Origin of the sequence: Photobacterium salinisoli, from assembly GCF_003614885.1 — a bacterium.
In the GTDB taxonomy this organism is placed as follows: Bacteria; Pseudomonadota; Gammaproteobacteria; order Enterobacterales; family Vibrionaceae; genus Photobacterium; species Photobacterium salinisoli.
This window is the reverse complement of sequence record NZ_QZMS01000007.1, coordinates 1,064,741-1,090,210: the sequence shown is the minus strand read 5'-3', so window position 1 is coordinate 1,090,210 and position 25,470 is coordinate 1,064,741. Positions and strand designations below refer to the sequence as shown.

Here is a 25,470-nt window from a genome sequence, read left to right as displayed (position 1 = left end):
GAAAAAAGTAAAATCTCACCTCGTTGTTAGGAAAGCATTAGTCACGAACAACGTCGATGGCCGTGCGGATGTTCTCTGCCGTTAAGTCTTCAGGTTGAAGACCAAGTCGATCGGCCTGACGATAGACTGCGGTGATCACTCGGGATTTTTGGTCACTATTGAGGTTTTCACCTAGCTCAATGGCACAGTCTTCTACCAGTGCGACGATAGTACGCATTAGGTCCAACTTCACAGGTTCATCGTCAGCAGGTTTGGTTGTACCTGCTGTCTCTGGGGAATAAAACTGCAGATCGGAGTCTTTCGCCGGTCTATGGTTGGCCAGCAATGCATCTTCACTGTCGAAAAGGCGATAGGTTCCAACCTGTCCGGTTGCGATGGATTCCTCATCTTCCGGAGAGAGCAGTGGAATCTTGATTTGCTCGCGGTGTGGGAAGTTTCGCAATACCGCGGCAAGTTCTTTACTACCTGGGCCGACGAGGACTTCAAGGAAGTGTACGTGAATCGGGTTACTTCCTGCATGGGACCAAGTGCCTTCTTGATCAAAAACAAGGATAGTTCGCTCCCCTAAGCTACAGACATATACGTCTAAATGTGGCTCATCTTCAAGCATGATGTGAACCGTTTTAGAGAATGATTCAGCGGTATTTACTTGATCAACGTAGAAAGGACGTCCCTTACCAGTAAGTAGCCAATCAAGGTTGACGTTCTCTGATCGTCTGATGGCGAAAAGGACTTTGTCTCCTGGAATAGCTCCATTAAACATTCTGGAAATTGTAGCGCTAGGGAAGCCTAAGCTTTTTCCCCAAGGAGTTTGCTTTCGTCCCGCAAGCAGAAATTCGAGGTTCGACACAAAATCATTCATCTTTGTACCTTCTTCGGCTTGATTAGATTCAATTTTGGATCTATCATTGGTTTCGTTGATAACAAATCCATATTTGGATTATTATGTGGTCTTAGTCAATAAATGAATCTTAACATATAGGGTGAAGTACATGATAACGACTCGAGGTCTGAATTCAGACATTATTTCGACCCGTGACCTTGATTTAAGGTTGCGAGTTGAGCGCTTGGCAACGTTAGAAGAGCGTAAGTTGGCACAGATGGCTCGCATTTTGTTGCGAAAAGCTGTGGAGCGACAGGAAGAGGAGCTGGGATTACCGCCATTGAACGAAAAAGACTAAGAGGAAAAGCCCTTCCTAACGGCAATCAGGAAGGGCCCGGGAAGCTGTGACACAACTAACCGTCAGATGATGAGCAGAGGCGGCAACCTCTATGCTCACGGCTCACACACCATTTCATCCTTACGGTTAAGTGTAACGCAGCCTCCTGAAAAACAAAACGTAATTAAACTCAGGAGGTCATATGACCATTTCATCTATCACGCCCATGCGTGAGGAACCGTGCTATCCGCAGGTTGTCATTGCCTGCCGTGAAACGTTGCGCCAGTTTAATAACACTTGTTTGTTAGAACATCAGCTGAACAAACGGGCGGGCGTGCTGGCCAACGAAATCAATCCGAATCAGAAGCATCACAAACTTGGTTTGATGGATGCGATCACCTTAATGAAGCTCACTGGCGATGTGCAGATCCTGCGCGCACTGGCCGCTGAGATGAACCATTCCATTTACTTCCTGGCGAATTACCAAGCCATTTCCGATCTGGAACTGCTGAACTCATACAGTAACTGGCACGCCGAAGTCGGCGATGTAAACCGCGAGCTTTCTGCAGCATTGGCAGATGGCGATATTCAGCGTGAAGAGTTCGAACGCATTGAACGTGCTCTGCAGGAATCTTTCGCGGCAGCGCTGGAGTTTCTAAGCCGCGTGCGTGCGCTGGTTGTGGATTAACAGAAGGCGAAGCCCGGAGGTAAGCCATGAGTCATCAAACCGTTTTTGAACATTATTTCACCGAGCAGGAAGAAAAGCGCCTGTTCAAAACCATCAAATTAACCGACTGCATTTATGCGAAGCGTGACTACTACTGGATGCTGCTGATGCGGGAAACCGCTGTCCGTTTGGGAGTCCTGGCCGGGCCGGATCCGAAGAAGGCCAACAAACATGATTTACCCATGATTGGCCTGACGGTTCTGGATGCAGAGCTGAGCCTGGATGAAGGGTATCTGGTTTTCGACAGTGTGAATGCCAAAGGCCAGAAGAAGCATCCGGTCTCCCTGAACCGATCGGCGACTGAAGCACTGCGTGAATTGCTGCGGATTCACCGCGAAATGAGTGAGGGCTGGGACTGGGATACTCCACGAGGAGAAAGGCCGTTGTTTCTTAGTCGGAACCGTCAGCGTATGAGTCGCCGGAGCTTTCAGCATCGCTTCAAACTCTGGTGCCGGGCTGCAGAAGTACCGGAAGGCACGCCGCACTGGCTGCGGCATTGCTGGGCGAAGCGGTATCTGGAACGTGCAACATCACCGGACGCGCTGCGACGTGTACAGGCGGTGCTGGGCCACTCAGACATTAAGACCACAGCCATTTACACCATGCCGGATAAGGAATCACTGGCATCAGCCATGAGGGAGGCTAGCACATGTTTTCACTGATGTTAGATGGGCATAGAGCTGCAGCAAGGTTGAAACGTGGTGATTTGGTGAGTGTTTCAGGTTCGCCGGCAGATATCGCACCACTGGCAGCGATTATCCGGCAACCGGACGGCAGTGTTCAGTTAAATCCAATCGGTCAGGGATGCATTCAGGTGAATCAGTTTCAGCAGATTGCGGTGTATTCGTTGTGCAGAGGAGCAGGGCGATGAGTAAGTCACTTTCAGCCATTGTGGTTGAACTCAGGCGAGCGGCACTGCATGCCGCGTTAAGGAATATCAATCTGCATGTGTTTGATAGCAGAGCGACAGAACGCGAACTGCATGAATACGTGGCAAGGGAGCTTGGCCAGTATCCCGGTTTGATTCGATGCTGGACACGACATGAAGGGGTACCGCGTGAGTTTGTGTCGGACATGCTGGCGATATTGAATCGTCACTCTGTGTGGGCACGCCATCAGCTGTATCCGAATAAAGCCATAGCAGCTCAGTACTTGGGCGGGGAGCGTTAATCATGTTTGCAACCCGAATGACGCTAACCGAGCAGCGTTGCCTGATGCGGCTGGAGCAACAGCTGGTGAAGAATCAGGGGTTTATTTCATTGTCGGCTTTCGATAGCGACCATGCAGAAATCCTGCGTAACTGGCAGCAACAAGGTCACCTTGTGCTGAATGCTGACAGCATCAGCGAGATTCCGACGGAACTGGTGACTCAGCGGGGGATCACTCATGGATGCCAGCTCAGCGATGAGTTGTGGGTGGCTTCTGCATCGCTGCGGCGGATTATCGCTCATGGCCTTTAAATCCCCTTTAGCTTTCTGGCCGGAGCCGTGCATTTGCCGGCTCCAGGCACCCTGCGTGAATTTGAGCAGATTACCAACCGACAAGAAGCGCTTGGTTTGGCAGCACATTCAGAGCCAACACGCAGAGATAGCTGAGTTATTGAGTTCGGACGATTTTAACGAGTTGAAGCGCCAGTTATCGGCGCGATTTGGCCCCGTAGAAGTTGGGGTGAATTTGCAAGACATTGGAGGTTCGCTGTATGGCGTCCGCAGACAAGCTAAAACGAGATATTGACCTGCACGATCTGGCTGAACGGCTGGATATGGAACGCCCTGAGCCGAATGGGAATTACCGGGCACCGGGCAGGACAGACAAGCACCCGAGCGTGAGCATTTTCTTTGCCAAAGAAGCTGGCCACATGATGTGGAAAGACCACACCACAGGGGAAAAGGGAAGCTGTATCGACCTGGTGATTTATTGCGGCCGTGCTGAAGATGCCAGCGAGGCAATGCGCTGGATTCATGAGGAATACGGGATTCCGGCAGACTCGCCAGAGCAGCCTCAGCAAAAGTCACAGCTGGAATGGCTGACTGAAAAGCAGATCGCTGTGGCGAATGATGCGCGGGGCTATTTGTTTGATGAACGCAAAATTCCTGCACCGGTGATAGACCTGATGCAAAAGCGTGGGGCGTTTGGGTTCAGTGACTGGACAAATCCAAAGAAGAACGCGGGTGAAATAGGGTATGGCGGCCCGGCTATTGCTTTCCCTGCTCGCTGTGTTTTGAGCAAACAGGTGATGGGGATTGATTACCGCTACTTTGACCCGTCACTGAATGGAGACCTGAAAACCAAGGCGCAAGGAGAGAAGCGTGGATACCCCTATATTCCAGATGCAATGGCTCTGCGCAGAGCCAAAACTGTTTATGTTGTTGAATCTCCAATCAATGCCATTTCTGCAGTGGCGGCATTTGATCCGGAGGGGACAGGTAAAGGCACAACAACGGCAATTGCGACCCGCGGGCTGGCGGTGGAAGACATTAACTGGCGCTTTCTGGCAGGGAAGAAAGTGGTGTGTTGTTTCGACAATGATGCGCCGATTAAGGATGGACCTCGCAAAGGGCACCGTCCGGGGCCGGAAGCCGCATGGCTGGTCCATGAAGCGTGTACTGCACTGAATATACCGTGTTTTCTGGTCCGGCAGGATACTCCTCAATGGGAGGATGTGAACGATCTGAACGATTACCTGAGAAAACACGGCCCCCAGGAAACCAAGTTCGCTTTATTGCGACTGGAGCAATGGCTGGTTTATGGGCAGGAAGGAAAGTTCATTGCTGGCAGAGTGAAGCGTCTGCCTCTGCCTGAACATGACCAGTATATGTATGGGTTGTTCCGGACAAAGCAGGACTTCACGAGCTTTCTGAAGATTGTTCAGAACGAGGAAGAGGGGGAGCAACAGATCCCTCAGGACGTATGCAGCTTCAGAATCGCCGGGCTTTCGAAGGTAACGATTTCTTCTGCAAATGCAGCGATGACTGGGGAGAAAGATCTGCAAGCCCATAAGGTGTACTCAGCTTCAATTCAGACGCCGGATTCACCTTATGAACTGACTCGTTTCATTCTTGAAAGGGAGCAGCTTTATAACATTGATGTCTGGCGCCGTGTTGGCGGGGGAATTTTTAACCCGGGAAAATTCAGCCGGATGATTTCAATACTGGAAAGGGCCACCAAGATTGGCGCGCGTTCAGCCGTGAACTTTGTAGGCCTCGCCTGGCATGAAGGCAAACCAATCTTTAATGAAGGCCCGGATTGTTACTTTACGAACCCCAAGCAGCAATGCCCTTATTACAACCTGCGCTTCATTTCTGGCCACCCTAGTGATGGCAAGACGGTCATCGAAGCGTACAGCAAGACGTTCAAACAAAGCGCTGGATTGATTCCGTTGGTTTGGGGGTTGGGATGTCATATTAAAACGTTTCTGGGCTTCTGGCCGCACTTCACGCTTCAGGCGGATAAGGGAGCAGGTAAGTCGACACTGATTAAGCGGATTGAGAGAAGCATAGGTTTCACCATGCTTTCCAGCCAGAGCATGAAGTCTGAATTTCGATTGGTAACGTCAATCGGGCATACCTCACACCCGGTTGGGTGGGAAGAAATCAGTGCGCAGGAACAGAAAACGATTGATAGGGCTGTTGCCTTACTGCAGGAAAGCTACCAGTACACCACATCGAAACGCAGCTCAGAGATGACTGAGTTCCTCTGTGTTGCACCGGTATTGCTGGCGGGAGAAGATGTTCCCGTTCAAAGCCTGCAGGGCAAATTGATTCGGTCTGATTTATCGAACAGAAAAGGCGAATTGCTGCCTGAGGATTTGCCGAGATTTCCGGTGAAAGAGTGGATTCAGTTTCTGACGTCATTTACCCGTCAGGAAATGCGTCAGCACTTCACTGAATGTCTGGAGTACATGAAAACAAAGCGCAGCTCGGTAAATAGCGATAGTACTGCAGAACGCATGATTGAGAATTACAGCTGCGTATTACTTGCATGGAAGCTGCTGTGTCAGTTCACCGGTGTGTCCTCCAAGTATGGCAAATTTGTATCGCACCTGGTTTCAGAGATGAACTCTCATGTCAGTGAAACCAATGCGACAAGAGAACCATGGGTTTGGATTCTTCATGTCATTTTGGGTGAGATTGATTCTGGCCAGTATCGCTATCCATATCTTTTTGACTGGATGGACGGAGAACTGTGCCTGTTGATTCGGACGAGTCATATGATGCAGCAACTCAGCCAGACGCCAGCACTGAAACAGACATTTGACAGCTTACCTGTGAAGTCAGACCGGGTACTGAAACGGCAGCTGAAAAATGCAGGCGTCATTTTGAAAGAGCCTTGTGAAAAAACAATTAATACCAAGCGTGTTTCTAATCTCGTTGCTTTAGGTGTCGAGAACCTTCGCGAATTCGGGTTGTACCCGGGAATCCCTGAAAATGTTCAGGAGCAGCAAGTTAACCAACCATGAGGAAACAAAGATGATCAGTAATCTGCAAATCGTATTACTCAGTCAACTGAAGAACCATTGTCATACAGGCTATGACATTACGAAGCTGATTCAACATTCACCATGGAAAGCATCTCATCAGCAGGTGTACCGGGAGTTGGCCCGGTTGGAGGCATCTGGCTGTGTCAGCATCGAAGAAGTGCTGCAACAGGGCAAACCAGATAAGAAAGTGTACAGCCTGACGGAAGCCGGCAGAAAAGTTTTGGCAGACGCTGAAGGCCTGCAACCGGCAATCAGAAAACTTCAGGACGATGCCAGTGCAATGCTGTTTTTGAAACAGCCTGGCTATTACCAGAGTATGAAATCAGAAATCGAACAGCGAATTGCAGCAATTGAAGCTGAGCGCACTTCATGCACCGATGCTTTGTTACTGCTATCGCTGGATCGTGAAAAGCGTTTGCTGGAAGCAGATGCTCAGTGGTGCCAAGGCGTCGTCAGAGCATTTGCATCCGGCTTAACGCAAGCAGCATAACTCGAATACGAAGGAGGGCAGTATGCCAAAGAAACCACTCAACCACATTGCCACCCTGATTTCTGAAGTTTATCAGGAGGCTGGGCTGGATAAGGAATACATCGAAGGTAAGAAAGCCATCATGCGTGGCCATGAAAGCAAATATGAAACGCTTGCAAGCGCGATCAATCTCGATGCGTCCAACCGTAAGCGTTTGGCAGTGAAGCTTGGAATCTCATCACTGCACTTGGATGTGACAGTTAAAGTGCTCAATCACCATTGTTAATAAACCGATGAAGGTAACACGATGAAAAATCAACTTGTTGATCTGAACAATCACCTATTTGCGCAAATGGAACGTTTGAGCGACGAGTCATTAACGCAGGAAGATCTGAGGAGTGAAATCGAGCGCAGTAAGGCCATTACGCAGATCTCGAATCAGATTGTCAGTAATGCTCAGCTCGTGCTGGATGGCGCGAAGTTCAAAGCTGAATATGCCGGTAAATATGAAGTCCCGATGATGGAGGATAAACAGAATGCCTAAGGGTCAATGTCACCAGTATACAGAGGCTCAGCGGGAGTTCATTCGGCTGAATTCAGCACTTCCTCACCAGGAACTGACGGACATGTTTAATCAGGAGTTTGGAACAGCGCTCAGTCGGCCGGCAATCTCAGCTTATTGCAAAAGGTATGGTTTCCTTACAGGCAGAACAGGCTGCTTTGAAAAAGGTGCTAAGCCTTGGAATACGGGCACGAAAGGGGCGGTGAAACCTAATTCAGGGTGTTTCAAACCTGGAGTGAAACCGAAGAACTTCAAGCCAGTTGGCCATGAAAGAATTTGCTCGAAAGATGGCTATGTGTTGATTAAAACCGATCAGGTAAATCCATACACCGGCGCAAGTACCAGTTACAGATTCAAGCACTTGGTGGTTTGGGAACAGGCACATGGCCCAGTACCTAAAGGTCATATTCTCCGGTTCAAAGACGGGGACAAGACAAACTGTGAATTGAGTAATCTTGAATGTGTTTCCCAGGCTGTGAATCTGCGGATGAATCAGAACGAGGTGGCCAAGTTGCCAGCTGAACTGATGGAGACCGGACGGTTGATCTCAAAACTGGAAGTCGCCGCGTTTCAGGCGTCAAGGAAAGGTTAGGCAAACCTTGGTTCAGAAGGCAAAACTATGCTTTCGGCTCACACAACTGCTGCCTTCGTAAGAGGGCAGCTTCCTACTCAGATTGCTGCGGCAACAGCAAAGTTGAGGTCATGATGAAATTGAAAAGACTGATTGAACGAAGCCGGTTTGGTTTCTCAAATACCATGATTCACGTGGATCCACAGGTTGAATCAAAAGAAAAAGACTTCAAATTAAGTAACTCATGGACGGTAAATCAATGTTTTTTATTTGGTTTTATGGGACATCCACGGTTCCACAGGTTATTTCGGATCCCTCTCCCCCCGAAACCTATTTTTCCCTGCATAGGAGCGACTCATCATGTTGGTTAAATTGAATGAATGGCGAAAAATGCGGTTTCCGGATGGTCAGGCACCAAGTGTCAGTGTTTGCCGTAGGGAGATCGATTTGGGCACGTTGCCAGGGAAACGGATAGGGCGCTGTTATTACGTTGACCTAGACCGAGAGAAAGACGCAACAGGTGATGAATTTTTAGATGACCTGCTAAGCCATTAAGAAATAAAGAGGTGACCGTGCCCCGTCCACGAAATAAGAAGTTTAGAGACCTTCCCGAAGGTCTCTATCACAAAGGCGAGAAAGGCTATGTGTTCCGCCGCATCGACAATACCTGGAAATCACTTGGAAAAGAGAGATCGAGAGCTGTTGCTTTAGCCCGCCGATACAACGCGACCTACCGGATTGATCCTGAGATTACCCACGAAGTGAACCCAAGCCTGGTCAGTACTAAAAGAAAGAAGGGCCTGGTGCCATTTTCTCAGTACTTAAAGCGGGTTATCAAACGCTACAAGGAAGAAGAGAACCCATCTGAGGAAACCTATAAATACTTCGTTTCACGGGTCTGCCGGCTAGCGGAAGTCATTGGGAATAAGCCTGGCATGGTGCTCGATCTGCATGATGTGAATCATGTGCTTGAAACGCTTGCTGAGGGCAAATCCAATGAGGTTTATAACCGCTGGATATCTGTGATGGTGAAAGTGTTCGACTATGCGGTTGATGACAGCGTGATGCTGGAGAACCCGGCAAAGCGGAAGAAACGGAAACCGCTCGAAAGTAAACGGCGGCAAAGGCTCACATTGGAGGAATATAAGGCTATTTGGCGAATCGCACCTCCCTGGCTTCGCTGTGCAATGGACCTGTCCCTGGAAACCACGCATGCAGCGCTTGAAATCTGTTCTGTACGGTATGACCACATTGAATGGCTCGAAGAGCCTGCTGATGAAAATGGTGTTCAGGTGTTTGGATATTTGAAGATTCATCGCCAGAAAGTAAAGAAGAAGGAATCTAGCAGGGTCATGATTCCCGTGACGTTGTCACTCAAGAAAATCATCGATGATAGTAAAGACAATATTGCTTCTGCATATGTTGTCCACCGAATGCCAGAGAAGATTAGTAATGAAGTGAGTAAATATTGTGAGCATCTGACTCAGGTGAACCGAAAATTCTTGAGCAGAAAATTTTCACATTACCGGGATCTGGCAGGGGTGAAGAAACATCTGGATAAAACCGAACGTCCGACATTTCATGAAGTGCGTGGGTTGAGTATTCATTTGTTCGATAAAGCAGGTTATGACCCTCAGGCAAGAGCCGCACATTCAGATGCCAGAAGCACAAAAGTGTACAAAGAAGGACATGAAAAATGGGTGCAGGTTCCGGCTGGTGAGATAGGGATTCGCAGCCCGGTTCCAAAATAGTTTTGGAACCATTTTGGAACCGGCGATTTTTGAGAGGGGTAAATCGGGAGGTTTACCCCTATTTTTTTTCATGCGAAAACAGAAGGGTGACCTGGTACTTCCTGAATTTGAGGCAAAGAAAAAGCCCGTTCTTTCGAACGGGCTTCTCTGTATGGTGCGTCTGAGTGGACTCGAACCACCGACCCCCGCCATGTCAAGGCGATACTCTAACCAGCTGAGCTACAGACGCTTTATTCAGTTTTTGCTTCAACACGCTTTAGCATATTGAAAAAATTTGGTGCGTCTGAGTGGACTCGAACCACCGACCCCCGCCATGTCAAGGCGATACTCTAACCAGCTGAGCTACAGACGCAAATTTTAAGTTATTCTAATGCAGGATTTGGTACGACCGAGTGGACTCGAACCACCGACCCCCACCATGTCAAGGTGGTGCTCTAACCAGCTGAGCTACGGTCGTATCATTTAATCGTCCTGCCTGAGAACGGGGTGAATATTAGCGACTCAGACCCACTCGCGCAAGTGTTTGAGTTGGCTTTTTTTATTTTTCGTGACTGTTTGATTGTTACTTGTACTGCCTGACGCTGAATCAGGCACTGAGTGATTGTTTTCAGGGTAAAAATTATTGCAAAAGCTCATGATCCGGCGGCAGTAAGCGGGAGATCCAGATAGCCAGTTTGTGTTTCATGTTGGGGCCGTCTTCCTGATCAGGTGAGAGCGGGGTGATCTGCTTAACATCTACCAACAATCGGTAGATACATTCGACTTTTTCTTTATCTGAAATGCCTTTGGCGAAGTCTTCATAACCCTGTTTTTTGGCAAAGGCGATCCCTATTTCCATGGCTTTCTTAATCAGCTTTTGCTCGTTTTTGATTTTTTTCATTGTATCTCGTTCCCTGACGTTGACCTGCACATAAAGCATTGTAGGGGGTGTTGATCTTTTAGGCCATGTTCATTTATCCGTAAGGCGGTTAAAGGTGTTTAGGCAAGGCGATGAAAATGAGCTGCAAAGACCAGCAACCCTTATGACTGTCCGACGTTTATCCCACAACGCTTGAACAAGGTCTGCCAGTATGAGACGTGGTTGAGAGTAGCGTCACGAAATTGGCGGTGTACGTCACCGTCTATGTAAAAGCTGTGATAATCGGCGAGCGCGGCAGGGCGGTTGGGAATAGCAAACAGAGTTTGCAGATCAGGTTGAATGTCCTGATAGCGGGCATCGAGACTGGCAAGGTATGGCTGAATATCCGTAACGAAAAATTTATAGAAGACGTTCTCAAGAAAGTTGGCTTTCTGCTGATTTCGGTTAGGTCCGCACACGACTGTGGTGTCATTTTGGTCCAGTAGAGCGGTTGTGGTGTTCAGCCAGTCAGTGGCGCGGGCCATTGAGTAAAATAGCTGACCAAGATAACGTGAGGTGTGGATGTTTTCTTCGTAGCTGAGCAGACGTTCAGCGGACTGGGCCGATACGCTAAGCTGCGCCGATATCTGGCTGGCAATATGTGCTAAACCACTCATCGCCTGCATAGTGGCGGTAGCGTCTGGGATTGTGTCGAGCGAAAAAGCGGAGTGAGCGGGCTTAAACTGTTTTTGCCATTCTTCGCCGGTAAGCAGCATGTTCCACAAGTATTTAGGCAAGTCATCTTCTTTCGTGCTTTGAACCTGTATCAGCTGCGCTCTGAGATTATCGTCTTCGGGCAATGTCGCGATACAGTGGCCGATACCGTCCAATAAAAGCAGTTCGTAGCGGAGCTGACGGGTTCTGTCCTGTACTTTGCCCAGCACAGAGTTTCGCTCTGCGATGAGATGAAACAAGCCACATTTTCTGAGCCCATAGGCATCAATCAGACCCATTCTGACATCTTCTGTGCGCTGCAGCATATCGCCGACCTCGGGAAGTGGCGGGAGCAGGGTATCAGGCTCTTTCGGTGAACTCACTTCCAGCACAGAAGCAAGACGATCAGCATAGTCTGCAAACTGATTATCGGAGGACTGCCTGTCGCAGCCGGCCAATATGATGAACAGGCCGCATATTGCGAGTCGAATCAGCAATTTGTGTATGTTTAGCGGATAGGAAAGAAAGTGTCGGCTCATGATCGTTATTCTGGGATTTTTATAACAGTATAAGCTAACAGATTGAGTTTTCAGATAAAGAAAAGGCAGCGTTTGCTGCCTTTGTTATCGAGTTAATGGTGAGTCCAATTACTGCACCGACATGGCCAGCTGGAAATCATGATCTTGGCGTTGCAGCCAAAGCAGCCGCACCGTCAGCATTAATGCTGCAGCGGTTAGACCAACAATAGTACCAATCCAGAAACCATGTGGCCCCATGGGTTCGGCGAACAGGTGCGTCATACCAAGTACATACCCGATAGGCAAACCAAACACCCAATAGGCAATAAAGGTGCGGATAAAAATGGCACGCATATCTTTGTAACCACGTAGTGCACCGGCAGCAACCACCTGGACGGCATCACTGCACTGATAAACGGCTGCAAGGAATAAGAGCTGTGTCGCCAGCATAATCACGTCTGTGTTGTCGGTATATAGCAAACCTATCTGCTCGCGGAAAAGGATTGTCAATACAGCCGTTGCCACAGAAATTGCAACACCCACCCATATACCGCAGTGGCTGGATATTTTGGCACCATCAAAATTTTGTTCTCCTAACTGATGCCCGACCCGGATGCTGACAGCGGCACCTAAACTCATAGGTAACATGAAGACCAGCGAAGAGAAGTTGATGGCAATCTGGTGCGCCGCGACAACAATTGAACCCAGTGGTGCAATCAGCAGTGCGATAGCAGCAAAAATCGAGACTTCAAAAAATAAGGCAGCTGCAATCGGAAAACCAAGCTTGAACTGACGCACAATGGCTTTCAGCTCCGGGCGATACCAGGTGTGGAATAGTCCGACACGGCTGAGTTTCCGGTTTACCAGCACATAAACCAGCATCGAGAAGTACATCAGCCAGTACACAATAGCAGTGGCCACACCGCAGCCGATTCCGCCTAGTGCTGGCGCACCGAATTTACCGTAGACAAAAATCCAGTTGAGAGGAATGTTGGCTAACAAACCGATGAAGCCAATGACCATACCGGGAACGGTCAGCGACAGGCCTTCGGAAAAGCTGCGTAATGCCTGAAAAAGCAGCAGGGCCGGAACAGCATAAAGAACGGCGTGTAGGTAACCAATGGTTTTCTCTGCCAGTACAGGTTCGACGGCCATGTAATCAATTAAGATGCCCGCATTAAAGAGCACCAGTATGATTGGGACTGACAAGAGTAAAGACAATACAAAGCTTTGCTGAACCTGAAACGGAATTTTGTCTTTCTGGCCGGATCCGTTGAGCTGGGCCACAATGGGTACCATAGCAAACAGCACACCAATACCAAACAGAATCGCAGGCATCCAAACACTGGATGCAACCGAGACTGCGGCCATATCAGTGGCACTGACTCCGCCAGCCATCACAGTATCAATAAAGCTCATTGCCGTCTGTGCGACAGAGGCGATCAGAACAGGAATAGCGAGTTTCAACAATCGCTTAGTTTCTAGACGATAAAGATGCACGAAATGCTCCAGAGGGCAGGTAATCTATTATTGGAATAATGTTCACAGTGGATTATATCGGCTTCACTGATACTGACAATGATTTATTCAATCTGTATCACAATTCAGCATTTTTCTGCTTTTTTTAGTGTCGCTTCACTGCTTGTGGCGATCACAATGCAGCGGTATTGCGGGACTGGCTAAGTAAAACGGGTCAATGATAGGATGCTGAGTCAGGGCGATCGTATGAGTGTTCCTCCGGCTGAATACCGGAGGCAACTGGAAACCTCTAGTTTGGAATTGTCTCGCTAAAGGGGAAAGTGGGCAAACGAAACTACAATTGTTTTAAATCAACAATATAAGATTTTTACTTGTTTCCTGACTTAGAAAGCGCTTTTTGTGCTGCCTGCCCGATAGAATCTATATCTGCGTTATTTGAGGCTAAAAACTTCTCAAATAATGGCATCAAAGCTCCCATTTTTTCGTCAATGGCATCACGTACAGTGTCGACTACCACCTGAGTTCCACGCTCGATTTCAACATTGATATTTGAGTCGGTCTGCTTTTCTTCAAAAGTAGTCATTCTGCGGGTTTCAGGGATTAACCAAACATCGAACCAACCCTCGCTTTTATTAACGTCAGAAACAGTCAAACTGGCGCCATTCAAAGCAATATAACCTTTAGGGAAGATGTATTTGGCCCACTCACGAGGTACTGAAATTCGTACACGATAGTTATCATCGATTTGTTGCACGTCAAGAACTGAGGTTTTGAAGTCAATATGTCCAGATAGCGGATGCCCACCGATTTCTGCTCCATCTTTAGCAGCACGCTCTACATTAACTCTTTGGTTCTGCTTATATTCACTCAGAGTGGTTATCTCTAGGCTTTTGAGCATGACGTCAAACTTAACTTGTGTTGGAGTAACTATCTCAGTAACTGTCAAGCAGACACCATCAACAGCAACACTCGCTCCAATTTCTAGGTTCTCGCAGAAACCAGGCTCAAACTCAATGTTAAAAGTTCTGATACCTTTGTTGTCGCTTATTGATGAGATAAGCGCGACAGACTGAATTATACCCGTGAACATTGCTGACTCTCCTGTTGTACCAATGTGGTAGTGCGGGAGTCAGTATTTTGAACCAGTTGGCGTGTAATTCATAGAGTGCGCGATCATCACTGCTGGTACTTTATTCAAAATCGAGTTGGTATCGGTTGCCAGAACCACAGTTAAATCCTGTATCATTTTATCTTACCAGTAACCAGAAAGGGTCTGCGCGCCAAAAAGGTGATGTGATCAATATAGAAATTGATCCTCAGACGCAGGCAGTGGTTGATACGGTGGAAAGGGTAATGGCAGCAAGAGGCTGAAGGACGTTGTTTGTCTTAATCAACACGCCCACTCGTGAGAGGGGCGTGCTGATTCGGACGTTAAAAAATTTGCTCGTCGTCAGCATCGACAAACAGGTGAATGGTTTTGTGTAATTCATCAACCTGCATGTTTAAGTGAATCGCATGGCAACAAGCGGGACAATCATCATAAAACTCCTGACTGCCGGCACTGCTGTCCAGGGTAATGCGAATATGGTGGCCACAATGCGGACAAGTCACACTCTGCTCACTATAGTTCTTCATTTTCTACTCCTTACATTATGTACCTGATACTGATTGGCACATTCATACCGCTGCCAGTGTCCTTACTGGTGAGTCACGACTCTTTCGTTTTTGAAGCACTGGCTGGTTAAAGCGCAGAAGGCGTTTTTTACCTGGCAATCGCAACAAAACGATGGGTATAGGTTTGCTAACCGTTAAGTTAATCCTAGCGATACGGATTAGTTTTTGCCGTGAATTAACTGCAAACTTTGAATTGCTGAGAAGTTTTAACTACGAGGGCTTTGTTGCCTGCAAAGTTGATAAGAAGAGAGTAGACAAGCTAACGGTAATGTGAAATTGATTGGCCGGAAATGGGCCTATAGTGACGCTTTTGAAAGCGATATGGATGAGTGTTTTGTGACGCAGAATGAACAGCCTGTTTGTGTGTCGCGACAAACAGGCTAACCATTCCTCAGCCTGATTAAAGACTGGTGATTAATTCTTTATTTACTTCGAGCAGCGAGTTAAGTTTTTTGTCCGCGATTGACCAACGCAGATCGGCACTGTGCTGTTGCTCCGGCACGACAATGCTTTTCATGCGGGCTGCCTTAACGGCCAGCAATCCGTTCAGGGAATCTTCAAAGGCTACACAGTGGAGCGGATCGATACCCAGTTCATGGGCCGCATTCAGGTACACTTCCGGGTGAGGTTTGCCATAGCGAAGGTGCTCGGCAGAGAACAGGGCACTGAAATGCTCGGTCAGTGACAGGGCATCTAAGGTGGCATTAATGAGGCTCATTGGTGATGATGACGCCAGAGCAATCGTCAACCCCATCTCCTGGCACGTCTGTATCGCTTCACGCACCCCTGGCAGCATAGGTTTGTGCTCCTGAACCAGTTCTTCAACACGTTTAGTGATCATGGTGTTGACGTCCTGACATGTCGGGCCTTGCCAAGGCTGACGTTCGAACCAGAGATCAACAATGTGATCGATTCGCAACCCCATGGTTTCCAGCGTTTCCTGCTGTGAAATTGTGACACCCAGCGAAGAGAACACCTCAACCTGGGCACGTTGCCAGAAAGGTTCTGAGTCGACCAGAAGGCCATCCATATCGAAGATTGCGGCTTTTAACATACGGTTCCTGTCTTGAGCTGAAAGGATAAAGAATGTGAACTTTATCACTTCAACCCGGCAGACGGTAGCCCGGATTGTCGTTTAATGACTACTCAGAATCAGTCAGATTCAGCCTGCGAATACAGCGTTCTGCCTGATCCAGATATTCTCCGCCAAAGAGATTACAGTGGTTCAGCAAATGGTAAAGGTTGTACAGGTCGCGACGTTGTTTGTAGCCATCATCCAGTGGGAAAACAGACTGATAGCCATTATAGAAACTGTCGGGAAATCCACCGAACAGCTCTGTCATGGCAATGTCGCACTCTCTGTCGCCCCAATAGCAGGCGGGGTCATAAATAACAGGTCCATCGACACTGAGTGCCGTGTTTCCATGCCATAAATCGCCGTGCAGCAGGGAAGGTTTGGGCTGATGTGCCGACAAGATATCAATAACCCTGCCTGTGATGACATCAATGCTGCCAAAGTCGATGCCTTTCTCTTCACAGAGCTGAAGCTGCCAGGCAATACGCTGTTCAGCGAAAAAGCGGCACCATTTGCGACGCCATTGATTGGGCTGAGGCGTCAGGCCAATGAAGTTATCCATGTCAAAGCCGTATTCCGGCTGTTCACCCCACTTATGAAGATGCGCCAGTTGCTGGCCAAGGGTGTGAGCCGATTCCGTGTCCAGACTTTTCATGGGCATGAAATCGAGGACAAGGAAGGCTTTATCCCGGCTTATGCCCATATGCCGGCTTGTTGGCACTGTCACTGAGTTTGTTTCCCGCAGGACCCGCAGACTTTCCGCTTCTGCTTCAAAAACGGGAAGCTGATCTTTCTCATTAAGCTTGATGAAGTACCTTTGAACGCCATCGCTGATGCAATAGCATTCGTTAACATCCCCGCCAGGGAGCGTATCGCGCTCACGTATGGTAAAGGGCTGCTCAAGTACGTCTGAAAGCTGATGGGAAATCGCTTGCCACATAGCATCCTCCGGGTACAAACCAGTTTGGGTACAAATCATGATAAACAATAAAACAGCACCTGGGCTGAATTATAAAAAGACAGTGACGCCAAATCTGTTGGGGCAGGCTGATTATGTGAACCGGAATGACCCATGGTTCATCTCTACGCCGGACTGACGTTATTTGTGTGTTTTTTGTCCGTCGCCCCGTGCTTTACCTCATCACAGCATAGACTATATGTTCACCGCTTAGCTGACTTAAATAACAAAAACAGTCAATTAAAAAGTGCAGGGCAGTAAAATTCATATCAAAGCTGTTTTAATAACGGATTCAGATAAAAAAGCCGGGAGGGCTCCCGGCTTAGTGGTATAGCTGAATGTTGATCGCTCTCAATCAGAGACTTGGCGCAAAAGCGTCTGACGTTGTACGGCCAGAATCCTGCGACGGGTCTCTGCGTGAGTGGCAGGGTGGCACAGGCTGCACACTCATTCTGCCTGAAAAAAACTGCTAGCTATCAGCTGTGATCATTACTGCTGGCACTATTTGTCAGTAATCATCGGCAGATCAAGGCCCTGTTCTTTGGCGCAGTTGATTGCAATGTCGTAGCCGGCATCGGCGTGACGCATCACGCCAGTAGCTGGGTCGTTACGCAATACGCGGCGAATGCGCTCTTCGGCTTCATCGGTGCCGTCACACACAATCACCATGCCCGAATGCTGAGAGAAGCCCATACCTACGCCACCACCGTGGTGAAGGGAAACCCAGGTCGCGCCCGATGCTGTGTTCAGCAGGGCATTGAGCAGTGGCCAGTCGGAGACAGTGTCTGAGCCGTCCATCATGCCTTCCGTTTCGCGGTTAGGGCTGGAGACAGAGCCTGAATCCAGGTGATCACGGCCAATTACGATAGGCGCTTTCAGCTCACCGTTACGCACCATTTCGTTGAATGCCAGACCTAAACGTGCGCGGTCTTTCAGTCCCACCCAGCAAATACGTGCCGGCAGTCCCTGAAACTGGATACGCTCGCGCGCCATGTCCAGCCAGTTATGCAGGTGCGGGTTATCCGGGATCAGCTCTTTGACTTTCTGATCGGTTTTGTAGATGTCTTCCGGGTCGCCAGACAGAGCAGCCCAGCGGAACGGACCGACACCTTCACAGAACAGGGGACGAATATAAGCCGGTACGAACCCTGGGAAATCGAACGCGTTTTCAACACCTTCTTCCAGCGCCATCTGGCGTATGTTGTTGCCGTAATCGACGGTTGCAGAACCTGCTTTTTGCAGATCCAGCATCGCCTGTACCTGTACCGCCATCGACGCTTTTGCCGCTTTCACAACCGCAGCTTCGTCTTTCAGACGCATTTCTGCCGCGTGCTCCATGGTCCAGCCCTGCGGCAGGTAGCCATTGAGCGGATCGTGGGCTGACGTCTGGTCAGTGGTACAGTCTGGCACGATGCCGCGCTTCACCAGTTCAGGGAAGACATCAGCAGCATTACCCAGCAGGCCAACAGAAACCGGCTTACCGGTTTGTTTGGATTCTTCAATGATCGCAAGGGCTTCATCCAGCGTCGTGGCTTTGCAATCGACATAACCGGTACGCAGACGGTAATCAATGCGCGATTCATCACACTCAACCGCAATCATAGAGAAACCCGCCATGGTGGCCGCCAGAGGCTGAGCGCCACCCATGCCGCCCAGACCGCCAGTCAGTACCCAGCGACCTGACGCATCACCATTAAAGTGTTTACGCGCCATAGCCACAAAGGTTTCGTAGGTGCCTTGAACGATGCCTTGCGAACCGATGTAGATCCAGCTGCCTGCGGTCATCTGGCCGTACATCATCAGGCCTTTCTTATCCAGCTCGTTGAAGTGCTCCCAGTTTGCCCAATGCGGCACGATATTGGAGTTAGCAATCAGTACCCGCGGCGCGTTGCTGTGCGTTTTAAACACGCCGACAGGTTTACCAGACTGAACCAGCAGTGTCTCGTCATCTTCCAAACGTTTCAGGACTTCCACAATCTTGTCATAACATTCCCAGTTACGGGCAGCACGGCCAATACCACCATATACCACCAGTGAATGCGGATGTTCTGCCACATCGGGGTGCAGGTTATTCATCAGCATACGCAGCGGGGCTTCTGTCAGCCAAGACTTGGCATTCAGTTTGGTGCCTGTTGGTGCTTGTATGGTACGTGTCGTGTCCAGACGTGGATTCTGCTGTTGCGTCATTTTGCTCTCCTTGCCGCTTTTGGGTTAACGAATCGCGCGGGCGATTGTCCAGGCCAGCCGTGCAGCTAACCGCGCAGTTTGATTATCAATGTCGAATCGGGGGTTGTACTCAGCCAGATCCGCGACCAGGATCTTCGACTCGCCTTTCGGCGTTCTGGCTTTTAATATCGGTTCCAGCAGCATTTCAACGATATCGAATGGCACGCCGCGCGCAGCCGGGGCACTGACCCCAGGCGCCACAGAGGCCGGGAAAACATCCAGATCAATGGTCAGATAGAGGTAATCACACTGATCAATAAATCGCTGAAGCTCTGTCAGAGTCTGTTCCATTTTGTGATGAACCAGTTCATGGTCATCTTTATAAAGCACACCTAAACGGTCGGCTTTTTCATACAACGCCTGGGTGTTACTGGTACGTGCCAGTCCCAGACAGGCATATTTGAATGGCCAGTTATGCATTTCGCAAAAACGGGCAGCCTGGTGGAATGGGGTGCCTGAACTGCCTTTCTCCGATTGCTTGCCACCCGGCGGATTACGCAGATCAAAGTGCGCATCAAAGTTGATGATGCCAACACGCGGCGGCTGCTGTGCTTCATTCGCATTGCCGGCAACATGCTGCTTTTGCACCAGATAATTGCCAATGCCCTGAAACGATCCCCAGGCCACTTCATGCCCACCGCCAAAGACGATCACTTTGTGACGCTGGCGCAGGGCGCGGCTTACATCTTCTGCCAGCCGGTATTGCGCCAGCTCCAGGTTGCTGTCGTCGCAACTGATATTACCGCCGTCATAAACGGGCTCTTCGTGGTGCCAGGCCAGGTTGGCCAAGGCGCGGCGAATCGCAACTGGCGCATCATAAGCGCCGGTACGGCCTTTGTTGCGTGAGACGCCTTCATCACAGGCGAAGCCAAGCAACATGATGCCGTTGTCATTGGCATTGTCGGCCGGTTGCACTTTTTGGTGCCAGCGCAGACCTTTGTTACCGTCTTCAGGATCACTGCGTCCTTGCCATACACTCATATCAATAGGCATACAGCCTCCTGTTTACTGATTCTTGGGTTGATAAAATACGTTGCCATCCACAACCCGGGCGATTAAATCCGGCACACCCATGCGATAGGACAGCTCTGCTGGCGAGTCAAGATTCCACAGTGCCAGATCCGCTGCCATGCCTGTACGGATCTGCCCGCACTCTTCACTCAGGCCCAGTGCCTGAGCGGCATTGGCGGTAACACCTCTGAGACACTCTTCCGGCGTCAGACGGAAGAAGGTACACGCCATGTTCATCATGGTACGCAGTGAGGCAATCGGCGAGGTGCCAGGGTTAAAGTCGGTGGAAATCGCCATCGGGACACCTTTTTCACGAAGCAGTGAAACAGGAGGTTGCTGGGTTTCTCTCAGGAAATAAAAGGCGCCAGGCAGTAAGGTGGCGACAGTGTTGTTCTCTGCCAGCGCATCAACGCCTTTTTGATCCAGGTATTCAATGTGGTCAACAGACTTCGCACCCAGGCTGGCAGCTAGAGCACTGCCACCCAGATTCGACAGCTGTTCTGTATGGCCTTTGATCATCAGATTATGCTGGATGGCTGCCTTGAATACGCGCTCACACTGGGCAGGGGAGAAGCCTATGCCTTCACAGAACACGTCAACGGCGTCAGCCAGTTTTTCTCTGGCGGCGGCAGGAATTATTTCATCGCAGACCAACGTAATATAATCGTCGCTGCGTCCGGCATATTCTGGCGGCAATGCGTGTGCGGCCAGCAGTGTGGTGGAAACTTTGATATCGGCCTGCTTGCCAATTCTGCGAGCAACACGGAGCATTTTCAGCTCATCTTCGGTCGTCAGGCCATAGCCGGATTTTATTTCGACAGTTGTGACACCGTCACGTTTAAGACCAGCCAGACGCTCTGATGCTAATTCAAACAGTTCATCTTCAGTGGCGGCTCGTGTGGCTCTGACGGTAGATAAAATGCCGCCGCCGGCCTTGGCGATCTCTTCATAAGGTACACCGTTCAGGCGCTGTTCAAATTCGTTAGCACGATTGCCCGCAAACACCAGATGGGTATGGCAATCAATGAAACCCGGAGTGACCAGAGCCTGTTTACAATCCACAATGTCGGCCTGGCTGCCGACAGTGTCCTGCCAGTTTGCCTGCTGCGGACCGGCGTAGCTGATCTTGCCCTGACGGATGATCACCATGGCGTTATCAATGATCTGATAACCGTGTTGCGGTTCCATGGTGACGAGTTTGAGATTAGTCAGAATGCGTTCCATTGTGAGCGGCGTCTCTTTGGTTGATTATATGTATATACAAATTAAAGTCTGAAATCAGGAAAAACTCAAGATCTGATGTAACAAAAATGTGATTTATGTTGAAGGATTCTATTAAGTGTCGCGCACTTAGCAGCGGGAAAGAGCAGTGTCAGGCGAGAACGATGTACCAGACAAAAGCCTGACCACTGAATGATCAGGCTTTTGTATCAATATGATAGATAAGAAAACAGCCAGTTATTAAGTGGATGAAGACGAATCAGTGTTAAATGACCCGTGTTCTGGAGCTGAGTTTGTATTTATCGCCAGGGTGGTACAGTAGCGCGGTGCTAATGAGATTGGTGTTACTCCAGGTACGACGATTGAGCAGCAGGCATGGCGACTCGATCTCCATTTCGAGCAGCTCACTGATATGCGACGGGGGCAGAATGGCTTCAACAGTATGCTCAATATCGCTGAGCGGACATGTCTGCATCAAATACTCATTGGGTGTTTGAGTCGTAAAATCCTGCTGGATATAATCGGGGGCAAAGTGCGGGTTTACCCAGCGTTCTTCTAACTGAATTGGCACCTTATTTTCGTAATGAACGATTTGAGTGAAATACACAGTCGTGTCATGCCGGACGCCTAAGCGTAATGCAATTTCATCACGGGCTTTAACCTGTTGTTGCGTGATCACTTTGCTGGAGTATTGATGGCCCCGGCTTGTGACTTCTGCTGCAATGTTCCGAATTTCCATCAAAGGAGATTCAGCTTTTTTATTGCAGACAAAAGTACCTAAACGGGGTGTGCGTTCCAGAAACCCTTCATTAACCAGTTCTTTGATAGCTTTATTGGCCGTCATCCGACTGACTTCAAACTGCTCTGACAGCTCAATTTCGGTGGGGATCTTATATCCGGGAGGCCATTCACGGCTCTGGATTTTCTGGTCGAGGTACTCTTTGATTTGCTGATAACGCGGTGCGCTTGCCATGGTGTTGTCTCTGCGTCATTATCGACTCTAAATTGCCTATACAAATGAAAGCAACTTTTCCCTTATTTTGCAAGTGGCTCACACGCAACTGGCTTTTCTATCTTTAGTTTTGTGAGTCAATCCATTACAATTCGCCTTCTGTCTGGGGTCAGCAATTTTGATTTGTGCCAAAATTCACACCGAAACAGACATTATCTCATCACCGTCCTGCGCCTTGGCAGGCGGTAAAATACGAAATTGCATGTGCTACTTGGTATGTGGCACCACTGAACAAAGGATCAATGAATGCCTGTAATTACTCTTCCTGACGGCAGTCAGCGTCAATTTGATAACCCGGTTTCTACTCTCGATGTGGCGCTGTCTATCGGCCCTGGCCTGGCGAAAGCCTGTATTGCCGGTCGTGTTGACGGTGTTCGCGTTGATGCCTGTGATTTGATTGAAAACGACGCAAAACTGGAAATCATCACCGCAAAAGATGAAGACGGTCTGGAAATCGTTCGTCACTCTTGTGCTCACCTTTTGGGTCATGCGATCAAGCAACTGTACCCGGATGTGAAAATGGCGATCGGTCCAACGATTGATTCCGGTTTCTATTATGACGTCGATCTGGAACAGCCACTGACCACTGACGATCTGGAAAAGATCGAAAAACGCATGGTTGAACTGGCGAAAACCAAATACGACGTTATCAAGAAGAAAGTCAGCTGGCAGGAAGCACGTGATACTTTTGAGTCTCGCGGCGAACCCTACAAAATGGAAATCCTGGATGAGAATGTCTCTCGCGATGACCGTCCGGGATTGTACCTCCATGAAGAATACATCGACATGTGTCGTGGCCCGCACGTGCCGAACATGGGCTTTTGCCAGCATTTCAAACTGCTGAATGTGGCTGGTGCCTACTGGCGCGGTAACAGCGATAACAAGATGTTACAGCGTATTTACGGCACAGCGTTCCATGATAAGAAAGCACTGAAAGCGCACCTGACGCGTCTGGAAGAAGCGGCTAAGCGTGACCACCGTAAACTGGGCAAGCAACTTGATCTGTATCATATGCAGCAAGAAGCGCCGGGTATGGTGTTCTGGCATCACAACGGCTGGACTGTGTTCCGTGAGCTGGAAGTGTTCGTCCGTGACAAGCTGACTGAGTATGATTACCAGGAAGTGAAAGGTCCGCTGATGATGGACCGCGTTCTGTGGGAACGCTCTGGTCACTGGGACAAGTACGCAGAGAACATGTTTACGACTGAGTCGGAAAAACGTGAGTATGCGATTAAGCCAATGAACTGTCCGGGTCACGTTCAGATCTTCAATCAGGGTCTGAAATCATACCGTGATCTGCCATTACGTATGGCCGAGTTTGGTAGCTGTCATCGTAACGAACCGTCAGGTGCACTGCACGGTCTGATGCGTGTTCGTGGTTTCACGCAGGATGATGCGCACATTTTCTGTACGGAAAATCAGGTGCAGGAAGAAGTGACTTCTTGTATCAAGATGGTTTATGACACTTATGAAACCTTTGGTTTCAACAATATTGTGGTGAAGCTGTCTACACGTCCTGAAAAGCGTGTTGGTTCCGATGAAATGTGGGACAAAGCCGAATCTGACCTGAAAATCGCACTGGAATCAATGAACATTCCTTACGATATTCAGGAAGGTGAAGGGGCGTTCTACGGCCCTAAAATTGAATTTACTTTGCATGACTGCTTAGATCGAGCTTGGCAGTGCGGTACAGTTCAGCTAGACTTTGCTCTGCCTGAGCGTCTGGGGGCGACTTATGTCGGTGAAGATAATGAGCGTCATACGCCAGTTATGATTCACCGCGCAATTCTTGGTTCCCTGGAGCGTTTCATCGGTATCCTCATCGAAGAATACGCGGGTTACTTCCCAACCTGGTTGGCGCCACAACAAGCAGTCGTCATGAATATTACTGACAGCCAGTCAGAATATGTTCGAGAAGTTGTAGAAAAACTGCAAAAAAGTGGAATCCGAGTCAACGCGGACTTGAGAAATGAGAAAATTGGCTTTAAAATCCGCGAACATACTTTAAAGCGAGTTCCGTATATGCTTGTCTGCGGTGACAAAGAAGTCGAAGCAGGTGAGGTTGCGGTTCGTACTCGCAAGGGTAACGATTTGGGTAAATTCAAGATTGATGACTTTGTTGCGTACATGCAACAAGAGATTAGCAGTCGTAAGCTCAATGTTTTGGAGGAATAAGGTATTAAAGGCGGAAAAAGAACTCAAGCACCAGTTAAGCAAAACGCACACCGTATCAATGGCGAAATCCGTGGCGTACGCGAAGTTCGTTTAACTGGTATCGATGGTGAGTCTATCGGTGTTGTTTCTATTGAAGAAGCAATTAGTGCAGCGAATGAAGCTGGTGTCGATCTGGTTGAAATCAGCCCTAATGCCGAGCCACCAGTCTGTCGAGTGATGGACTATGGCAAGTACCTGTTCGAAAAGAGCAAGGCTGCTAAAGAGCAAAAGAAAAAGCAAAAACAAATCCAGGTTAAGGAAGTTAAATTCCGTCCTGGTACAGATGAAGGCGACTATCAGGTAAAACTGCGCAACCTGACTCGCTTTTTAGAAGAGGGCAACAAGGGTAAAGTCACACTGCGTTTCCGCGGTCGTGAAATGGCCCACCAAGGTCTGGGTATTGATCTTCTGAACCGTATTAAGGATGAACTGGTCGACATCGCTGTCGTCGAGAGCTTCCCTAGTCGTGTAGAAGGTCGTCAAATGACCATGATGCTTGCCCCTAAGAAGAAGTAATTCAGGCCTTCAAGTAGCAAAAGCGCTGCTCAGTGCAGCGCTTTTTGTTCGCCTGATTACTATGTTATTAACTATCAACAATGCGGAGTCTCATCATGCCTAAGATGAAATCCAACAAAGGTGCTGCTAAGCGTTTCAAGAAAACTGCTGGTGGTTTTAAGTACAAGCGTGCGACCAAGCGTCACATTCTGACTAAGCGTACTACTAAGAACAAGCGTCAGCTACGTCCAAACTCTCTGCTTCCTGCATGTGAAGTAGCAGCAGTAGCACGTATGCTTCCGTTCGCTTAATCGT

27 protein-coding genes, 3 tRNA genes and 1 pseudogene are annotated in these 25,470 nt (G+C 49.0%); 16 read left to right on the top strand and 15 right to left on the bottom strand.

From position 1 onward, the window contains the following. Positions 1-37: 37 nt before the first annotated feature. Positions 38-862: a helix-turn-helix domain-containing protein gene (locus D6M16_RS05620; protein WP_120510942.1), complete on the bottom strand. Its 825-nt coding sequence runs from the start codon at positions 860-862 to the stop codon at positions 38-40. Positions 863-992: 130 nt separating this feature from the next. Here D6M16_RS05620 and D6M16_RS05615 point away from each other — a divergent pair, with 130 nt between their 5' ends. The 12 genes from D6M16_RS05615 to D6M16_RS05550 all read left to right on the top strand — a co-directional run bounded on the left by D6M16_RS05615 (position 993) and on the right by D6M16_RS05550 (position 9,720). Continuing rightward, the gene (locus tag D6M16_RS05615; protein ID WP_120510941.1) at positions 993-1,181 is read left to right on the top strand and encodes a hypothetical protein; all 189 of its coding nucleotides are present in this window, start codon (positions 993-995) and stop codon (positions 1,179-1,181) included. Positions 1,182-1,362: 181 nt separating this feature from the next. Next, complete coding sequence (locus tag D6M16_RS05610) at positions 1,363-1,848, top strand: phage regulatory CII family protein (RefSeq protein WP_240435528.1); 486 nt, start codon at positions 1,363-1,365, stop codon at positions 1,846-1,848. A 26-nt stretch (positions 1,849-1,874) separates the two neighbouring features. Beyond that, positions 1,875-2,549 carry a tyrosine-type recombinase/integrase gene (locus D6M16_RS05605; RefSeq protein WP_120510940.1) on the top strand — a complete coding sequence of 225 codons (675 nt, stop codon included), beginning with the start codon at positions 1,875-1,877 and terminating at the stop codon, positions 2,547-2,549. After that, positions 2,537-2,758, top strand: a complete 222-nt coding sequence (locus tag D6M16_RS05600) for a hypothetical protein (protein WP_120510939.1) — start codon at positions 2,537-2,539, stop codon at positions 2,756-2,758. Before D6M16_RS05605 ends, D6M16_RS05600 begins: the two co-directional genes overlap by 13 nt. Continuing rightward, positions 2,755-3,057 (top strand): hypothetical protein, encoded by a 303-nt coding sequence (locus tag D6M16_RS05595; RefSeq protein WP_120510938.1) that lies wholly within the window; start codon positions 2,755-2,757, stop codon positions 3,055-3,057. The genes D6M16_RS05600 and D6M16_RS05595 overlap by 4 nt, the downstream gene beginning before the upstream one ends. Before the next feature lie 2 nt (positions 3,058-3,059). Beyond that, positions 3,060-3,347, top strand: coding sequence for a hypothetical protein (locus D6M16_RS05590; protein ID WP_120510937.1), 288 nt, complete (start codon positions 3,060-3,062; stop codon positions 3,345-3,347). 239 nt (positions 3,348-3,586) lie between these two features. Continuing rightward, positions 3,587-6,346 (top strand): toprim domain-containing protein, encoded by a 2,760-nt coding sequence (locus tag D6M16_RS05580; RefSeq protein WP_120510935.1) that lies wholly within the window; start codon positions 3,587-3,589, stop codon positions 6,344-6,346. Positions 6,347-6,356: 10 nt separating this feature from the next. Beyond that, positions 6,357-6,857: a PadR family transcriptional regulator gene (locus tag D6M16_RS05575; protein WP_120510934.1), complete on the top strand. Its 501-nt coding sequence runs from the start codon at positions 6,357-6,359 to the stop codon at positions 6,855-6,857. 22 nt (positions 6,858-6,879) lie between these two features. Beyond that, positions 6,880-7,122 carry a hypothetical protein gene (locus tag D6M16_RS05570; protein ID WP_120510933.1) on the top strand — a complete coding sequence of 81 codons (243 nt, stop codon included), beginning with the start codon at positions 6,880-6,882 and terminating at the stop codon, positions 7,120-7,122. A 21-nt stretch (positions 7,123-7,143) separates the two neighbouring features. Then, positions 7,144-7,380, top strand: a complete 237-nt coding sequence (locus tag D6M16_RS05565) for a hypothetical protein (protein ID WP_120510932.1) — start codon at positions 7,144-7,146, stop codon at positions 7,378-7,380. After that, positions 7,373-7,990: an HNH endonuclease signature motif containing protein gene (locus D6M16_RS05560; RefSeq protein ID WP_120510931.1), complete on the top strand. Its 618-nt coding sequence runs from the start codon at positions 7,373-7,375 to the stop codon at positions 7,988-7,990. Before D6M16_RS05565 ends, D6M16_RS05560 begins: the two co-directional genes overlap by 8 nt. 551 nt (positions 7,991-8,541) lie before the next feature. Beyond that, a complete protein-coding gene (locus tag D6M16_RS05550; RefSeq protein ID WP_120510929.1) occupies positions 8,542-9,720 on the top strand; it encodes a site-specific integrase in 1,179 nt (392 codons plus the stop codon). 152 nt (positions 9,721-9,872) lie between these two features. Here D6M16_RS05550 and D6M16_RS05545 read toward each other — a convergent pair. The 7 genes from D6M16_RS05545 to D6M16_RS05515 form a co-directional block, all read right to left on the bottom strand. Further along, a tRNA-Val gene (locus D6M16_RS05545) sits at positions 9,873-9,949 on the bottom strand. A gap of 46 nt (positions 9,950-9,995) precedes the next feature. After that, positions 9,996-10,072: transfer RNA gene (locus D6M16_RS05540), tRNA-Val, on the bottom strand. A gap of 28 nt (positions 10,073-10,100) precedes the next feature. After that, a tRNA-Val gene (locus D6M16_RS05535) sits at positions 10,101-10,177 on the bottom strand. A gap of 162 nt (positions 10,178-10,339) precedes the next feature. Then, complete coding sequence (locus tag D6M16_RS05530; protein ID WP_120510928.1) at positions 10,340-10,600, bottom strand: DUF5062 family protein; 261 nt, start codon at positions 10,598-10,600, stop codon at positions 10,340-10,342. A gap of 140 nt (positions 10,601-10,740) precedes the next feature. Beyond that, positions 10,741-11,811 (bottom strand): DUF3080 domain-containing protein, encoded by a 1,071-nt coding sequence (locus D6M16_RS05525; RefSeq protein WP_240435527.1) that lies wholly within the window; start codon positions 11,809-11,811, stop codon positions 10,741-10,743. A 108-nt stretch (positions 11,812-11,919) separates the two neighbouring features. After that, positions 11,920-13,290: an MATE family efflux transporter gene (locus D6M16_RS05520; RefSeq protein ID WP_120510927.1), complete on the bottom strand. Its 1,371-nt coding sequence runs from the start codon at positions 13,288-13,290 to the stop codon at positions 11,920-11,922. A gap of 346 nt (positions 13,291-13,636) precedes the next feature. Continuing rightward, positions 13,637-14,359, bottom strand: coding sequence for a riboflavin synthase subunit alpha (locus D6M16_RS05515; protein ID WP_120510926.1), 723 nt, complete (start codon positions 14,357-14,359; stop codon positions 13,637-13,639). A 209-nt stretch (positions 14,360-14,568) separates the two neighbouring features. Here D6M16_RS05515 and D6M16_RS22500 point away from each other — a divergent pair. Continuing rightward, positions 14,569-14,640 (top strand): annotated as a pseudogene (locus D6M16_RS22500) (riboflavin synthase); the annotation flags it as partial. A 60-nt stretch (positions 14,641-14,700) separates the two neighbouring features. On the opposite strand, the gene D6M16_RS05505 reads toward D6M16_RS22500, so the two are convergent. The 7 genes from D6M16_RS05505 to hutC form a co-directional block, all read right to left on the bottom strand. Then, entirely contained in the window at positions 14,701-14,904 is a 204-nt protein-coding gene (locus D6M16_RS05505; protein WP_027252104.1) for a CPXCG motif-containing cysteine-rich protein, read from the bottom strand. Between the two features lie 439 nt (positions 14,905-15,343). Further along, positions 15,344-15,997: a hexitol phosphatase HxpB gene (gene hxpB / locus D6M16_RS05500; RefSeq protein WP_120510925.1), complete on the bottom strand. Its 654-nt coding sequence runs from the start codon at positions 15,995-15,997 to the stop codon at positions 15,344-15,346. A gap of 88 nt (positions 15,998-16,085) precedes the next feature. Next, complete coding sequence (locus tag D6M16_RS05495) at positions 16,086-16,958, bottom strand: fructosamine kinase family protein (protein WP_120510924.1); 873 nt, start codon at positions 16,956-16,958, stop codon at positions 16,086-16,088. A 519-nt stretch (positions 16,959-17,477) separates the two neighbouring features. Further along, entirely contained in the window at positions 17,478-19,163 is a 1,686-nt protein-coding gene (gene hutU / locus D6M16_RS05490; RefSeq protein WP_120510923.1) for a urocanate hydratase, read from the bottom strand. A 24-nt stretch (positions 19,164-19,187) separates the two neighbouring features. After that, positions 19,188-20,195, bottom strand: a complete 1,008-nt coding sequence (gene hutG, locus D6M16_RS05485; protein ID WP_120510922.1) for a formimidoylglutamase — start codon at positions 20,193-20,195, stop codon at positions 19,188-19,190. Between the two features lie 12 nt (positions 20,196-20,207). Beyond that, positions 20,208-21,437: an imidazolonepropionase gene (gene hutI, locus D6M16_RS05480; RefSeq protein ID WP_120510921.1), complete on the bottom strand. Its 1,230-nt coding sequence runs from the start codon at positions 21,435-21,437 to the stop codon at positions 20,208-20,210. A 262-nt stretch (positions 21,438-21,699) separates the two neighbouring features. Beyond that, positions 21,700-22,407 carry a histidine utilization repressor gene (gene hutC / locus D6M16_RS05475; protein WP_120510920.1) on the bottom strand — a complete coding sequence of 236 codons (708 nt, stop codon included), beginning with the start codon at positions 22,405-22,407 and terminating at the stop codon, positions 21,700-21,702. A gap of 285 nt (positions 22,408-22,692) precedes the next feature. On the opposite strand from hutC, the gene thrS reads away from it, so the two are divergent. The 3 genes from thrS (at position 22,693) to rpmI (ending at position 25,466) form a co-directional block, all read left to right on the top strand. Continuing rightward, complete coding sequence (thrS, locus tag D6M16_RS05470) at positions 22,693-24,621, top strand: threonine--tRNA ligase (RefSeq protein ID WP_120510919.1); 1,929 nt, start codon at positions 22,693-22,695, stop codon at positions 24,619-24,621. 3 nt (positions 24,622-24,624) lie between these two features. Then, entirely contained in the window at positions 24,625-25,176 is a 552-nt protein-coding gene (gene infC, locus D6M16_RS05465; RefSeq protein WP_205576862.1) for a translation initiation factor IF-3, read from the top strand. A gap of 95 nt (positions 25,177-25,271) precedes the next feature. Next, positions 25,272-25,466, top strand: coding sequence for a 50S ribosomal protein L35 (gene rpmI, locus D6M16_RS05460; RefSeq protein WP_027252113.1), 195 nt, complete (start codon positions 25,272-25,274; stop codon positions 25,464-25,466). Positions 25,467-25,470: the final 4 nt, after the last annotated feature.